We start from the raw sequence: 13,839 nt of genomic DNA, 5'->3' as shown, positions 1-13,839 counted from the left end.
CGCCTCAGCGCTTGGTCAGGAACTGCCGGAGCGTCCTGATCCGGCCGTTCTCGACCGGGTTGTCGTAATCCTTCGGATCGATGCCGAGGAAGAACGTGTCGGGCTCCAGATAGGGGCGCTGGCCCGCATAGGCGGCGAAGTAGGTCCAGCCCATCCACACGTCGCTATTCGCCTCGACGTAGCGGATCATGGCGGCGATCTCGCGATGGCAGGCGGCGTTCTCGCCACCGCCGAATTCCCCGAGCAGCAGCCGCTTGCGGTGCCTGCGCGCCCAATCCGTCACGCCCCCGAGATACCGCGTGCCGGCACCCGCGACGCAGGTCTCGAGCTTTCCGCCCATGTCGTCGAGGTACTGGTGCGGGCTGAACGCGACATTGTCGATCGGATCGACGATCCCGAGCATCGCGACGCCGTTCGCGACCGAGCCGTCGTAGCTCCGCATCCAGGACGCCGCGTTCGAGTAGCCGTTGCCGTCCAGCAGGATCAGGTTGCGCGCGCCCGTCGCCCGGATCGCCGCGATGACGATGTTGTAGGTCCGCACGAGAATATCGGTATCCTGGTCGTGCGGCTCGTTCGTCGGCTCGAGGATCACGCGGGGATCCGCCTTGAAGAGCTCGGCGAGCTTGGCCCAGACGTCTGCGAACATTTCCGCCGTGACGGCGCTCTCGCCCACGACGCTGCCGGGATCGTCGTCGCGGCCGCTGGTCTTGTAGCGTGCGCTGTTGTGCAGCTCGACGATCGGATAGGCGCCGCCCGCGCTGAGATAGGATACGGTGCGGAGAAGGCCGTCCCGGTTGCCGGGATGGAGCGGGCCGAGGAGCCGCGGCTGCAGATTCTCCCACATCGCCGTGATGCGGAAGCAGTTCATGCCGAGGCCGAGCCAGTAATCCATTCCCTTCTCGGTCGGCCAGGTATTGGCCCCGATATAGCGGTTGCTGCCGACGAGATTGATGCCGCGCAGGAACGGGAAGGAGGACGACCCGCCGGCCTGCCCGAATGCCGAGGCGGACGGCAGCACGAGCTGGGCGGCCAGGGCGGCGCCGCCAAACGTGTCGCGCCGGCTCAACCCCGGCGACCCGCCCTCCCCCGGAAGGTGGTTGCGCACGCTGCTAAGCGGGTCTTGCGGCAACCGAAGTCCTCGCCAGGGAGTGGCTCGCGAGCCGGGCCCGGCTCTCCGGGCTGTTCTCGAGCCAATCGTCGATCAGCCTGTCCCATTTGAGCGGGATCTGCAGCCGCTCCCAGGCGGAGGCGGAGGCGGCGGAGATGCGGGCATAGAGCGGCGGGTCGTCGAGGAGGCGTGCGATGCTCGAGGCCAGCCCGTCGCGCCTGCCGGCCTGGAAGACGAGGCCGCTCTCCCCGTCGACCACGTTGCCGAGGAACATCGGGTGATCGGACACGACGAGCGGCGTGCGGGAGCAATAGGCCTCGTAGATCGTGAGCGGAATGCCCTCGGAATATTCGTGTCGGCTGGGGACGACCACCACATCGGCCTGCCGCATCCGGCCCACGATCTCCGCATTGCTCACCAGGCCGACCTGGGTCACCTCGGCGCCAAGATCCCTCGCGGCAATCAGCTGCGCCAGCCGTCCGTCATCGGGCCGGCCGATCAGGTCGAGGTGAACCGCCCGCCCTTGCGCCTTCAGCAGGGCGACGGCCTCGATGAGGTCGTCGACGCCCTTGGCTTCCGTCATCAGGCCGACATAGAGCAGCCGGCCGGCCGATCCGGCCTGCGTCTTCGCGGGACGCCCGTGAGGACTGTCGAGGGCAGGATAGTCCCAGGGCAGGACCTTGCGGGCCGGGACACCCGCGCTCACGAGCTGCTCGGCAGCGCGCAGCCCGTGATTGGCGACCCAGTCGACATTCGGGAGACGGAGAAACCCGGACAGGAGATACTGGCTCAAGCGGGACTTGAGCGAGCTCCGGTCGAAGGAATCGGCGAGGAGAACAAGCGTCCGGACGCGGTTCAGCGCCGCCCAGAGCAGGACCGGCCGGATGGGCGAGCGCAGAATGAGGAGGTTGGGCGCGCTCTCCTTCACCAGCGCCGCCATCCGCCTGCCGTCGAAGCGGTCGCGGAAGCCAGCCCCGATCGCCTTCGCGCCGCTCGGAAGGGTCTCTGCGTAAGCTTCCTCGGTGAAGCCGGTCACCGTCGTCACCGAGGCGAGCCGGGATGCGAGACCCTCCACGTAGCCGACCGTGTAGCGCTGGCCGCGATAGGTCTCCGGCCCTCCGTCCCGCAGCCGTTCGGAGGCCTCGCGGAAGTCTCCCGCGTACTGAACGATCGTCAGCCGAGCGTCTTCCACCGCGCGTGCAGGAGGTCGAGCCGATCCAGGCGAACCATGCTCGCCATGCGAGGCCCGATGCACGGATGCCTCGCCCTACAGCTCGGAGACCCCGAGCGGTCGACGGCCGCCCTTGACGGACGGAAAATCCTGTACGGCGTCACGAGGCGGCTGCACTCGCGACCCGAAGCCGCCGAACGGATGCGCCGGGGCGGCCTGCACCGTCTCCCCGATCCGACCAGCATCGGTTGGGGCTGAGAACCTTCCGAACACCTTGGCAAAATAGGCTATGCTCCCCGAGGCGAAGACGCCGGCGAGCAATCCCGCGCCCATGAACAGGACAGGGTTCGGGAAGGACGGCCCGAGCGGGACGGTTGCGCTCTGTAGCAGCTGCGCGCTCGAAAACGCTTCGTTGGACCGCCACGAATTGTTGATCTTGGCCTCGTCGGCGCGTTTGGCGAGGTTCTCGATATAAGCTTCCGCCAAGGAGACGGAGCGCCTCAGACTTGTGAATTGAGCCTCGTTGGCTGCAAGCTGCGCAAGCTGCTCGTCCATCTTCCTCAGATCCTCCAGACGCTTCGCCTGAGTGGCTCTGAGGCCTTCCAGCTCCGCATTGGCCGCGACAAGCTTTGCCGCCGAATCCTGGTAGATCTTGACGTTGAGCAGGGGCGGCTCGTCGGACAGGATCTCGTCGCGCCGAGGCTGGCGCGCGGCAGCCGGGTTGCTCCCCTCTCCGAAGATCTCGGGCGGCAGCGTCGTTCTTCGACGGAGCGCACGCATCTGGAAGCGCAGGGAGTCCAGTTCGCTCGATGCACGCGCGATCTGGTTTTCGTTTTCGGCCAGCTCCTTTGCGGAGTGATAGCGGGCTTCGAGCAGCAGTTTCCGCTGCTCGCCGACGGCATAGATGCCCGTCTTGCGAGCGAACTCTTCCAGCTTGGCGGAGGCACTCTGCAGTTCGTTCTTGAACCTCTCCTCCTCCTTCCTGAAGAAATCGACCGCACCCTCGTTCCCGATGAGTTCGGAACGCCGATCACGGTACTTGCTCGCGACCTCGTTGGCGAATCTCGCTGCGAGCACCGGATCCTTGTGCCGGAAGCTGATCTTGACGACGAAGGTGTTCGGCTCGACCGCCAAGCCGAGGTTGCCTCTGGCCATCAGGTACTCGGCATCGGTCGCGTCCTCCGGAAGCTCAGGATAGAGACGCACCGGGCGCAGGCCTTGGATCGCGCGGCGGACGACCTCCTCGCTGCCAGCGATGCTGAGCTGGGTCCGCAGCACCTGATCGTAGGTGATGACCTCGTTGCCTCCGCGCCGCTCTTCCGGCGACACCGACACCGCCTGGGATTGCCGACTGGCATCCACGATGATCCAGGCTGTCGCCTGATAGCGCTTGGACGGAACGAAGGCTGCAACGGCCGCGAGCACAACCGGTGCCAGGAATGCAAGCGCGGCCAGGATCTTCCAATGCCGGAGAAAGAACGGCCACGCGGCATTTTGCATGTCGGATCTCCGGTTGAGCAACCGCCCTGGCCTAGTCGTCCGCGCCAGGGAGATAGGCCAGCATCTTGCATCGCACAAGGCGGCCAGTTTAGCCAGACCTGCGGATTTTACCTTCTTTCGAGCAAATCGCCGTCAGTACTGTCCAGCAATCGCAGGCCCGGCTAGACAGGGGAGCGCTCCGCGCGCCCCGCCCATATGCTGCCACTATCCCCAAGGGGGGCGGCGGGTTCAGCTTCGGTTTCGTCCGGTCTTGCCGCTGGGGTAGCAGGTGTCAGGAGAGAAATCCAAGTCCGGCGCCACTGCTCCGCCTGCTGGCAAGCTTGAGACCATCGAGGCGGGGCGTGGCCTAGCGGCCCTGGCCGTCGTGCTCGCCCATGCGACCAGCATCATGGCCGAGCCTCGCTTCTTCGGGGAGCTCGTGTTCGGCGGCAGGCTTCTACCCTTCGGCGCCGGCGTCGACTTCTTCTTTGTACTGAGCGGCTTCATCATCTCCTGGGTCCATTGGGGCGACCTCGGACGTCCCGAGCGCCTTCGCCGATACGCCATCCGGCGTTTCTGGCGAATATATCCCAGCTATTGGGCCGTACTGCTGCCGCTGGCGGCTCTCTACTTCATGTTCCCAGGCACGGGCCAGCCCAGCCAGCGCGATCCGCTGAACCTCTTGTTGTCCGCCGCGCTCCTGCCCTATCCGGAGCCCCCAGTTCTCGGCGTAGCCTGGACGCTGGTCCACGAGATCGCGTTCTATCTGCTCTTCGGGCTCCTCATCGTGCTCGGCCGACCGTTCCTGTGGGTCCTGCCCACCTGGGCCGCGCTGATCGTCTGGGCGGAGCTTCACTATGGGCGCCTGCCTTTCCCGCTCTCGGTCTACCTGAACGCCTTCAACCTGGAGTTCCTCATCGGCATAGGTGCAGCCGCCTGCCTGCGGCATGCCCGCATTCCGGCCCCGCTCCTGGTGGGCGTCGCCGGCCTGCTGTCGTTCTTCGCGCTGATGCTCTTCCCGCCGCCCTTCATGGCGACCTCCCTGTTCGCCCGCCTCGCCTACGGCGCAGCATCCTTCTGCGGCATCGTCGGCTTCGTCGAATTCGAGCGCAGCCGCGGCGTGGCGGTTCTCGCGCCGCTCCGGCAACTCGGCGCGGCCTCCTACGCGATCTATCTGATCCACGGGGTCGCGCTTTCCGCCTCCATCCATCTCGTCACGAAGATCGCCGGACGTTCGCTGAGCCTGCCGGTCGCGTTCGTCGCACTGGTGATTGCGGCCACTTGCGTCGGGCTCGCCTATCACCGGCTGATCGAGCAGCCCCTCGCGCGCCTGCGTCCGAGGGGACGGCAAGTCCCCGAGGCAGACGCGGCGACGCCGCCCATCGCGGAGCAGAGGCTCGACTCGTCGCGATCCGGGGGCGCTGTTTGATCCTCTCCCTGCAGTACCTTCGGGGGCTCGCCGCTCTTGCCGTCGTCTATTTCCACATCGAGACGCAGATCGTGCGGATCGGCGGAGAGATCGCGCCGTTCGGAAGCCTGGGCCGTTTCGGCGTCGACGTATTCTTCGTCATCAGCGGGATCGTGATGTGGATCACGACGGTCCGGTCTCAGCCGACCGCGACCGAGTTCCTGGCGCGGCGGATGGCCCGGATCGCTCCCCTGTACTGGGCGCTCACCCTTGCGGTCGTCGCGGTCGCGCTCCTTGCTCCGGGCGCGATGCGATCGACCGTCGTCGATGGCCCGCACATGATCGCGTCCCTCCTGTTCCTTCCCTGGCCGCACCCGCTCGGTCATGGCCTCTCGCCCGTCCTCATCCCGGGCTGGACGCTGCTATACGAGCTCGCCTTCTACCTGGTCTTCTCGCAATGCCTCCGGACCGACGAGAAGCGCCGGCCCTGGACCGTTCTCGCCATCCTGTCTGCGATCGCGGCGCTTGGGTTCGCACCGGACCTGCCGGATGCGATCCGGTTCTATTCCGATCCCATCATCCTCGAGTTCGGGGCCGGCGTCGTGATCGGGTGGCTGTTCACGACCGCGGCGCGGCCGAGCCGCGCCCTGTCACTCCTTTGTCTCGCATCGGGCCTCATGCTCGCCATCCTGTTCACGGTGCGGCCAGTGCCGCTCCACGTTCTCGCGATCGGGGGGCCGGTCGCCTTGATCGTTGCGGCTTTTGTTCTATGGGAGAAGAGCAACGGCGTGCCTGAAATCCCATCCCTGAACTGGCTGGGGGGCGTATCCTACTCGCTCTACCTGACCCATATCCTGGTCCTGCCGGTAGTGCGTGCAATCTGGTCCGGCTTTGGCATAAGCAGCGGGGCAGTGGCGTCAGCGGCCTTCTATGTCGTCTCGATCGTATCCTCGCTCGTCGTCGCGCACCTGGTGTGGAAGTTCGTGGAGATGCCGTTGACGAGGCTGGCTCAGGGCCTGCTCTCGGCAGACAGGGGCCGGGTCGGTCGATCCGGAGGTCTGGCTCCGGAACGCACGGCGCCGGCCGCGCAAAGCCAGGCGTGACAGGGCGCATGCGCGGCTGGATCCCCGGGGGGTATGCCCCATCGCAGCGGCCGGAGCGTTCCGCCCCGGATCCGAACGCGAGTCCGGCCGCGCCTTCGCTGCTGCCGAACAATTTCGATTACATCAGGATCTTCGCCGCCACTCAGGTGATGGTATTCCACGCGGTCCACCACCTCGGGATTTCTGCGCCCGGATGGACCGCCCTTCTCGGCCCCTTCTCGGGCGTGCCGGTCTTCTTCGTGACCAGCGGCTTCCTGATCACGGCCTCCTATGAGCGAAGCCGCTCGAGCAGGAGCTATGCAGAGCGGCGGGCCCGGCGCATCATCCCGGGCCTATGGGGCTGCCTCGCGGTCACGGCGCTCGTCCTCCTCCTGCTGGGATACCCTATCCTCACCGGGCACGGCATGCGCTGGCTGCTCGCGCAGTTCGCGTTCCTGCTCTACACGCCGGCATTTCTGCGTGATTTCGGGTTCGGCTCCTATAACGGCAGCCTCTGGACCATCCCGGTCGAGATTCAGTTCTACGTTACGGTTCCGATCCTGAGCTGGTTCCTGAACCGCTGCGGGCGCCGTGCCACGGTCCTGGGCCTGCTTCTCGTGGCGGCCTGGGTGCTCGCCCTGGTGATCAGGCTGATCTTTCCGAGCGTGACCGGAATGTTCGAGGGTCAGGAGACGCTGCCCGCCAAGCTCGTACGTTACGCCTTCATCTCACACTATCATCTCTTCCTGGCCGGAGCGGCCTGCTATTATCTGGCGCTGCATTCGCATCGCTTGCTGCGGGGCAAGCTCCTGTCCTGGGTTGCCCTGCTATTCGCCATCACGACGTTCGGCGGCACCAGCACGGCGGCGATCATGTGTGCCCAGGCGGCTCTCGCGGCGGCCACCATCTCGGCCGCATATACCTTCGTCCGGCGAAACCTGCTCCACGCCACGGACATCTCGTACGGGACCTACCTGTATCACGGGCTCGTTCTCAACATATTCGTGGAACTTGGAGCCGTCGGTCGCGAAATCTACCTGTACGCCGTCATGGCGATTTCATACTTGGCCGGCTTCCTGTCCTGGCATCTGGTCGAGCGAAGATTTCTTGCTCGCGCCGCGGGCCGGGCCTCCGGCCCAGAGCAGCCCCTGGATTCGGCGGCGGGCGCCTCTCGGTCGCGGCCCGTGCGCGCGCCGTCACCCGGCGAGTAACCAGCCGGAGACGGGGAAGTGGTCGGACGAGGCTGATGCGGAGAGGGTATCGTCCGTCCAGGCCGGCGCTGGAACGACGCTCCCGCCCGGTCCTCCGCTCTCGGCGAAGTTCCACGCCTCCGCCGCCAGCTCGCTTGTCGGCCCGCCGCCGTCGGCAAAGCCCCTGCCCTCGATGAAGCGCCATTGAGGATCGTAGAATTCGGACCTGTAGGCCTGCTCGGAGCCGCCGCGGAAGGTGTCGACCCGGTGGGAGCCGTCCGCGCCGATATGGTCGACTGCCTGCAGGCTGCCATCGTCGAGGAACGTGGCCCGCGCAAGCATCGCCCAGTTCGGCGCGAACGTGTCCAGGTACTGCAGGTCGCCGTCAGCATCGTACCTTGCGATAAGGTGGCCTCCGTCGGCCTTGTCGTGCTGCACGGTCGTTATGCGACCATCGCTGTCGTACGTGATGCGGCTGAGGAGATTCCAGCTCGCGTCATACACCTCCGATCTGATCGGCGACGCGGAGCCCGGCTCGAAGCTGTCGACCAGGTGTCTCCCGGACGGGTCGATGCGGTCGATCGCGATGAACGCGCCGTTCTGATCGTAATGAGCTCTGCTCAGAATGCTCCAATCCGGGCTGAACACGTCCACCGTGGACGGATGCTCCGCCCCGGCAGTGAATCTCGCGACCGTATGAGTTCCGTCCGTGCCTTCTTGCAGGGTTTCGACGACGCGGCCCTCGCCATCGAAAGTCGTGCGGCTGACCAGATTCCAGCTCGCATCATAGATCTCCGACCGGATCGGCGACCTGGACCCCGGTTCGAAACTGTCGACGAGATGTCGTCCGGAGGCGTCGATCCGATCGATCGCGGTGACATCGCCGTCGGGATCAAAATGCGTCCGGCTCACGATGGCCCAGGACGCGTCGAAGACGTCAAGCGTAGAGGGCGTCGTGGCGCCAGCCGCGTACTTGGCGACCGTGTGCGTTCCGTCCGAGCTCTCGGTCAGAACCTCGGAGACCCGGCCCTCGACATCGTAGGTCGTCCGGCTGACGAGACGTCCATCCGCCGCATAGGCCTCGGATGTTGCGAGCGATGCGGTGCCTGACCGATAGGTCTCGAGCAGGCGCGTTCCATCCTCGGCCGTACGCTCGACCGTACTTACGAGGCCTGAATCGTCGTAACAGGTGCGGGCCAGGATCTGACCGGAGGAAGCGACGACCTCGAGTGTCTCGATCACGCCGTTCTCGAAGCTGGACACGGTTCGCGTACCGTCAGAATCGCGCACCGTGCGCGACACCAGGGCGCCGGCCCGATCGAAGAGCTCCGTCTGGGTTATTCGGCCGCCCTGATAGCTGTCGACCTGTTCGCCTCCGCCGGCGAGCTTCGTACGCTCGAGCAGAAGAAGCCCCTCCGCATCGTAGCTTCTCGTACCGATGAGCTTCCAGGACGTGTCGTAGACGTAGGCTGTCGTGGGTACCGTCCCAGCGCTGCCGTACTCGGTCACGACGTTGTGACCGGAATCATCCACGCTTTGGGTTCTGGTGAGCCGTCCCGCGGCGTCGTAACTCGAGCGGGAGATGAAGTTCCAGCCTGCGTCGAACGTCTCGACGCTGGAGATTATGTCGTTCGCGTAATGCTGGACGACGAGCGTCCCGTCCGGGTTCTTGATGAAGACCTCCGCCAACCGGCCGTCGGCCGTGTAGGTTTCGGACCGGACAGTCTGCCACTCGTTCTCGCCGAAGAACTGCAGGAGTTTCGAGCCGTCGGTGTTGAACGTGGTGCGGCTGACGATCTCGTCCGTCGGCGTGTAGATCTCGACGATGTCCGGGGCCGAGCCTGGCACCGAGTGGATCGAGAGCTTGAGGGTTTGGTCGGACCGAACCTCGACGCTGCGCGTCACCCTGGCTTCGGGGTCGAACAGCGTCCGGGAGAGTAGCCGGCCGTCCGCAGCGACAACGTCCCTGATGCTCGCGGATGAGCTATCGCCGACGAATGTCAGGACCTCCACGAGGCCGTCCGGGAGCGTCTTTGCCACCGTGCGCGTGTCGGTATGCTGCGCGAGCACCGCCATCTGCGGCATGTCGAGAATGCCGTGGTTCGGCTCGACAGAGTACATGTAATCCTGCCAGCCCTTTCCCGCCGCCCAATACGCGGCGCCCACCCAGACATCGCTATTTGCGGCCAGGAAATTCAGCATGTTGCCGAGAGCGATCAGCGCGGTCGGATTGTTCGCAACCCCGAACTCGCCCAGATAAAGCCTCGAGCCCGTTTCGCGGGCCCATTCCGTGATCGCCGTCAGACGCTCGACGCCGATCGTCTCGGACACGACCCATTCGTGCTTGCCGGACGTATCGTCCAGGTACTGGTGAACCTCGAAGACGATGTTGTCCGACGGGTCGACGATCGCTCCCTTCGTCCCGAGTACCGAGGCGTTGTCGGTCTGCGTCCAGTTATGGGCGCCGTCCCAATAGGTGCCGGAAACGAGGATCTCCTGCGAGGTCGCTCCGGCGGCCCGGATCGCCGACACGGCAGCGTTCACGGCCGGCAGCCAGGCCCCGGCCGAGGCGAGTTGCGGCTCGTTCATCAGCCCGAACGAGACATTGGCGTCGTTCTTGAACTCGGCCGCCATGCGGCCCCAGAAATCGGCGAAGGCCTTGACCGGCGTCTGAGCGGTCCCGATCAGGTGGCCGGCATAGGAGCCGTAATTGTGCAGGTCGATGATGACGTCCATCCCCCGCGCCTCGGCATAGGAGACGAAGGCATGGACCTGCGTCATCAGGCTGGCCTCCAGCGGCCCATTGAGCTTGGGTTGCAGAAGCTCCCAGTCGAGCGGGAGCCTGATGGTGGAAAATCCGCGGGCGGCGAAGTAGTCGATGCTACTGAAATCGGCCAGCAGTCCGTAGCGGGCGCCGGACAGATTTATCCCGAGATTCATGCGGGTCCCCGAACTGACGGGAACCGTCTAAGATCAATGTTTGTAGCAATGATCCTCGAAACATCATCGAATGCATCGATCGGCGCAACGAAGAGTTAGCGCACGATCACGAATAGGCATCGCGACAGCGGCCGCGACAGTTCCCGGAAGGGAGGCCTGGCCGCGCCAGCCAAGCTTCTTCTAACACAGGCGAACGGATCTCCCGGGCAAGTTCTCCCGCCGCAAGGCGTGGAGCGGCGCGCGGCGGCCTCTTCTCCCATCCGGCCCGCCCCGGCAGGCCAACCAGCTCCGAGTTCTCCCCCAGCGAGAATGCCTTCGCCAAGCTTAGGCCCTCCTGCGCGAGGCAACCACGCGAACCGCTGGAGCATTTCGGGCCCGGCTCGACGCGGTCCCGGACGCGTTCACGTCCGCCGAATGCGCCAAGTACTTCCGAACGACCTGATATGACGTGGATTAAGCCGAAACCGCTAGATCGAGGATTGCCGCCTATGATACGCTCAGAGGGCGATAGCGGCACCCCTTAGCCCAGCGGACTAGGAGCGAACGAAGGCGCTGATGAGTGAGTCTTTGCCGCGGTATCCGCATCATCGGGTCGAAATCTCTGCCGCAGGGCTTGATTTCGCGATCATCACGCTTTCCGGACCTGTGTCAGCCTATCTACACGGGTTTTTCTACGCCTACCCCCATCATCCGGATCTATACCTTGGCTTCGCCATTCTCGTCGCTTCCGTCTGCAGCGCCACGCTCTTCTATCGTGGGTTGTACAAAGTTGAACATCTCTTATCGTTATATGATCAGATCAAGTACGTTGTCAGCCATCTGTTCATATCCATTTTCATGGCATATTTCATTGTTCGGCTCATACAATCTGAATTGAGACTATTCCAGGGAGAGACGGTTGCGTTCGTCTGTCTGTGCTCGGTACAGCTGATCGGCGCAAGGGCCTTTTGGAGCAGACATCTCAGCTCGGAATTGGATCGGGGCGGACTGAAGCGTCGGCCCGTCGCGCTTCTGACGTGGAGTGACGACGAGCTCGCACCCAGCAAGAAGCAGGCACTTCTCAGGAACGGCTTCGAGATAACGGAAACCATCTCCCTCGACAGATCAAATTCCCAAGAGATTCCTGTCCGCGTAGCCAAAGCGATAGCCCAGCTGCGAGGATCGAACGTCGAGGAGATATTGATACACCTTCCGTATCGCCATCTCCACATCCTGCCGATCATCGTTTTCGAGCTGCGCTCGACGCCGCTCCCCGCCAGTGTTCTGCCGGACGACGCGGCTTCATATCTGCTTTTCCAGCGCCGGCGTGGATACGGGAGCTTCGGGCTGGTCGAGGTCAAGCGGGAGCCGCTTACATTGGTCGAACGCTCCGCGAAGCGTATTCTGGACCTTGTCGTGGCCGGTCTGGCGATCGCGGCGCTCGCACCGCTCCTTCTCTTCGTTGCTGCGGCGGTGAAGTTCGATTCCGCAGGACCGATCCTCTTCAGGCAGACGCGGCGGGGCTTCAATGGGCGGTCTTTCAAGATTTTGAAGTTCCGCACGATGCATGTCTTGGAAGACGGCGGTGAAGTCGTTCAGGCGACGCGAAGCGATCGGCGGGTGACCCGCGTTGGCCGGTGGCTTCGCCGGACCAGCATCGACGAACTGCCTCAGCTCTGGAACGTCATCAAGGGAGACATGTCCGTTATCGGCCCGCGGCCGCATGCAGTCGCCCATGACGAGATCTACAGCGATGTCATCGACAACTACGCGCACCGGCAGCATGTCAAGCCTGGCCTCACCGGCTGGGCGCAGGTCAATGGGTTCAGAGGCGAGACGCCTCGTGTCGAGGACATGAAGGCCCGCGTTGATCATGATCTCTGGTACATCGAAAACTGGTCTCTTGAGCTGGATCTCCGTATATTGGCGCTGACATGCACGAAGTTGATTTCCCATCGGGCGTACTAGAGGGGAGATCATGAGTTCGGTTGGTGGAATTCTGGACGTCCGCCACTCTGACGAAGCACGCTGCCTGGCCTGAGACCGGCCTGAACGGCTCCATCGACAGGCTGAAGCATCGTCGGGTGGTCCCGAGCGGGAGCGTTCCGCCACTGGCGGCCCTTGCGCCTGCCCGCCTCTACACCTTCCGGATAGCGGTTTAGCCCTGCGCGGGCGGGTGCCCGTCCGGGTCTGGACGGCGCCCATCCAACCCGAATTCACGACGCGCCTGCCCGTCTCGGGCTGCGCACGCGGCCAGGCAATGGCGGCCGCAGCCTTTGGCCGGACCGCGCAGGCTCTGTTCCCGTCCGCTGCGGGTCGCAGCTTGTGATCGATCCGGGTAGCGCAACCGGCGGACGCGGCGAAGGACGCTGGGGATATCTAGCGCGGGGGGCTTGAGGGATCGTCGGCAGGTCGCTTCAGTGTGACATCGAGGCGTATTGCCCAATTTTTAGTCTCGGCTGATAGTGCCCAGACCAGAAACATAATTATTCATTAACCAAGGAGCGGCACATTGAGCACCATGTTGCTTCCGCTCGCGCTTGCAGGCATCGTATCGGGTGTAAGCTGCCTCCTGTTCTGGCCTGCATTCGGCCCATATTCCTTACTACTTTACCCCTTATTCGGAAGTTGTGGCTGCCTGTTGTTTGGCCTGCTGATGATGAGACGAGCATCAGATGAGCCTGGCCTATCCAACTTGACGAACGAACTGGTCAACGATCTCCGGGGCGTGTTGAAGGCGACGCGGCAGGATGCTCCCGAAGCCGGGCGCTCGGCAAGGGATGGTACGGGCTAGAGCACGCGCAGTTCCAGTTGCAGCCGCAGAACTGGCCGGCGCATGGACGCAGGTCGCTCCTGCGCCGGAGCGTGGATCGAAACTGGTTGCACCTGCCGCCCGCGTGAAGGTCGCGCAAGACGGCTCCCGACGCCCGCAGCGCCCGACGATGTCTTCTGACGAGGGAGGAGACAGGCGTGTTCCTCCCGCTGCCCCGGCTGCGGATCGCAGGGGAACGGCGTCGCCGGCCGACTGTTGTGCTTCTCGCGAACCGGAGGGCGCGATGCGGTTCATCCCTACCCGGATCCATGGGCTCGTCGACTATGCCTGGGGCCTGCTCCTCGGCACCGCGCCCTGGACGCTGGGCTTCGCCGGCGACGGGCCTGCCGCCTACATGGCCTGGATCCTCGGCGCCGGCGCGATCCTCTACAGCCTGCTCACGGACTACGAGGTCGGGCTTCTGCCGGTCATCGCAGTGCCGGTCCACCTCATGCTCGACGTCGCAGGCGGCGCGGTCCTGGCGGCCTCGCCATGGATCTTCGGCTTCGCGGACCGCGTGGTCTGGCCGCATCTCCTCTTCGGTCTCTTCTCCGTCGCAGCGGGGCTCGCCACCGAGCGGGCGCCGCGCCTGCCCGATCGGATCGCCGGTAACAGGGCCTGACCCCACTCCGCCGATATCGCTGGATCGAAGCCGCGGACCGGCCGATAC

Annotated in this window: 9 protein-coding genes; 5 read left to right on the top strand and 4 right to left on the bottom strand. The window is 64.7% G+C overall.

Annotated elements, in window-relative coordinates; all coding sequences use genetic code 11:
- Positions 1-4 precede the first annotated feature (4 nt).
- The 3 genes from HJG44_RS02560 to HJG44_RS02550 form a co-directional block, all read right to left on the bottom strand.
- Positions 5-1,066 carry a glycoside hydrolase family 5 protein gene (locus tag HJG44_RS02560; RefSeq protein WP_171216752.1) on the bottom strand — a complete coding sequence of 354 codons (1,062 nt, stop codon included), beginning with the start codon at positions 1,064-1,066 and terminating at the stop codon, positions 5-7.
- A 43-nt stretch (positions 1,067-1,109) separates the two neighbouring features.
- Entirely contained in the window at positions 1,110-2,300 is a 1,191-nt protein-coding gene (locus tag HJG44_RS23925; protein ID WP_171216751.1) for a glycosyltransferase, read from the bottom strand.
- Positions 2,301-2,375: 75 nt separating this feature from the next.
- A complete protein-coding gene (locus HJG44_RS02550) occupies positions 2,376-3,779 on the bottom strand; it encodes a GumC family protein (protein WP_210260881.1) in 1,404 nt (467 codons plus the stop codon).
- 268 nt (positions 3,780-4,047) lie between these two features.
- On the opposite strand from HJG44_RS02550, the gene HJG44_RS02545 reads away from it, so the two are divergent.
- From HJG44_RS02545 to HJG44_RS02535, 3 genes are read left to right on the top strand one after another with little or no spacing between them, the layout of a single operon-like run.
- Positions 4,048-5,187: an acyltransferase family protein gene (locus tag HJG44_RS02545; RefSeq protein ID WP_171216749.1), complete on the top strand. Its 1,140-nt coding sequence runs from the start codon at positions 4,048-4,050 to the stop codon at positions 5,185-5,187.
- On the top strand, positions 5,184-6,269 hold the full coding sequence (locus HJG44_RS02540) for an acyltransferase family protein (protein ID WP_171216748.1): 1,086 nt from the start codon (positions 5,184-5,186) through the stop codon (positions 6,267-6,269). Before HJG44_RS02545 ends, HJG44_RS02540 begins: the two co-directional genes overlap by 4 nt.
- A gap of 8 nt (positions 6,270-6,277) precedes the next feature.
- Positions 6,278-7,459: an acyltransferase family protein gene (locus tag HJG44_RS02535; RefSeq protein ID WP_171216747.1), complete on the top strand. Its 1,182-nt coding sequence runs from the start codon at positions 6,278-6,280 to the stop codon at positions 7,457-7,459.
- Here the strand turns inward: HJG44_RS02535 and HJG44_RS02530 are convergent.
- On the bottom strand, positions 7,445-10,378 hold the full coding sequence (locus HJG44_RS02530) for a glycoside hydrolase family 5 protein (RefSeq protein ID WP_171216746.1): 2,934 nt from the start codon (positions 10,376-10,378) through the stop codon (positions 7,445-7,447). The genes HJG44_RS02535 and HJG44_RS02530 overlap by 15 nt on opposite strands.
- Positions 10,379-10,933: 555 nt before the next feature.
- Between HJG44_RS02530 and HJG44_RS02525 the strand changes: the two genes are divergently transcribed.
- Complete coding sequence (locus HJG44_RS02525) at positions 10,934-12,325, top strand: exopolysaccharide biosynthesis polyprenyl glycosylphosphotransferase (protein ID WP_171216745.1); 1,392 nt, start codon at positions 10,934-10,936, stop codon at positions 12,323-12,325.
- 1,088 nt (positions 12,326-13,413) lie between these two features.
- Positions 13,414-13,791, top strand: coding sequence for an SPW repeat domain-containing protein (locus HJG44_RS02520; RefSeq protein ID WP_171216744.1), 378 nt, complete (start codon positions 13,414-13,416; stop codon positions 13,789-13,791).
- Positions 13,792-13,839 lie beyond the last annotated feature (48 nt).

This window comes from Enterovirga aerilata (genome assembly GCF_013044135.1).
GTDB classification, from domain to species: domain Bacteria; phylum Pseudomonadota; class Alphaproteobacteria; order Rhizobiales; family Beijerinckiaceae; genus Enterovirga; species Enterovirga aerilata.
The sequence above is the reverse complement of the archived record's forward strand: the minus strand, read 5'-3'. Positions and strand labels throughout refer to the sequence as shown.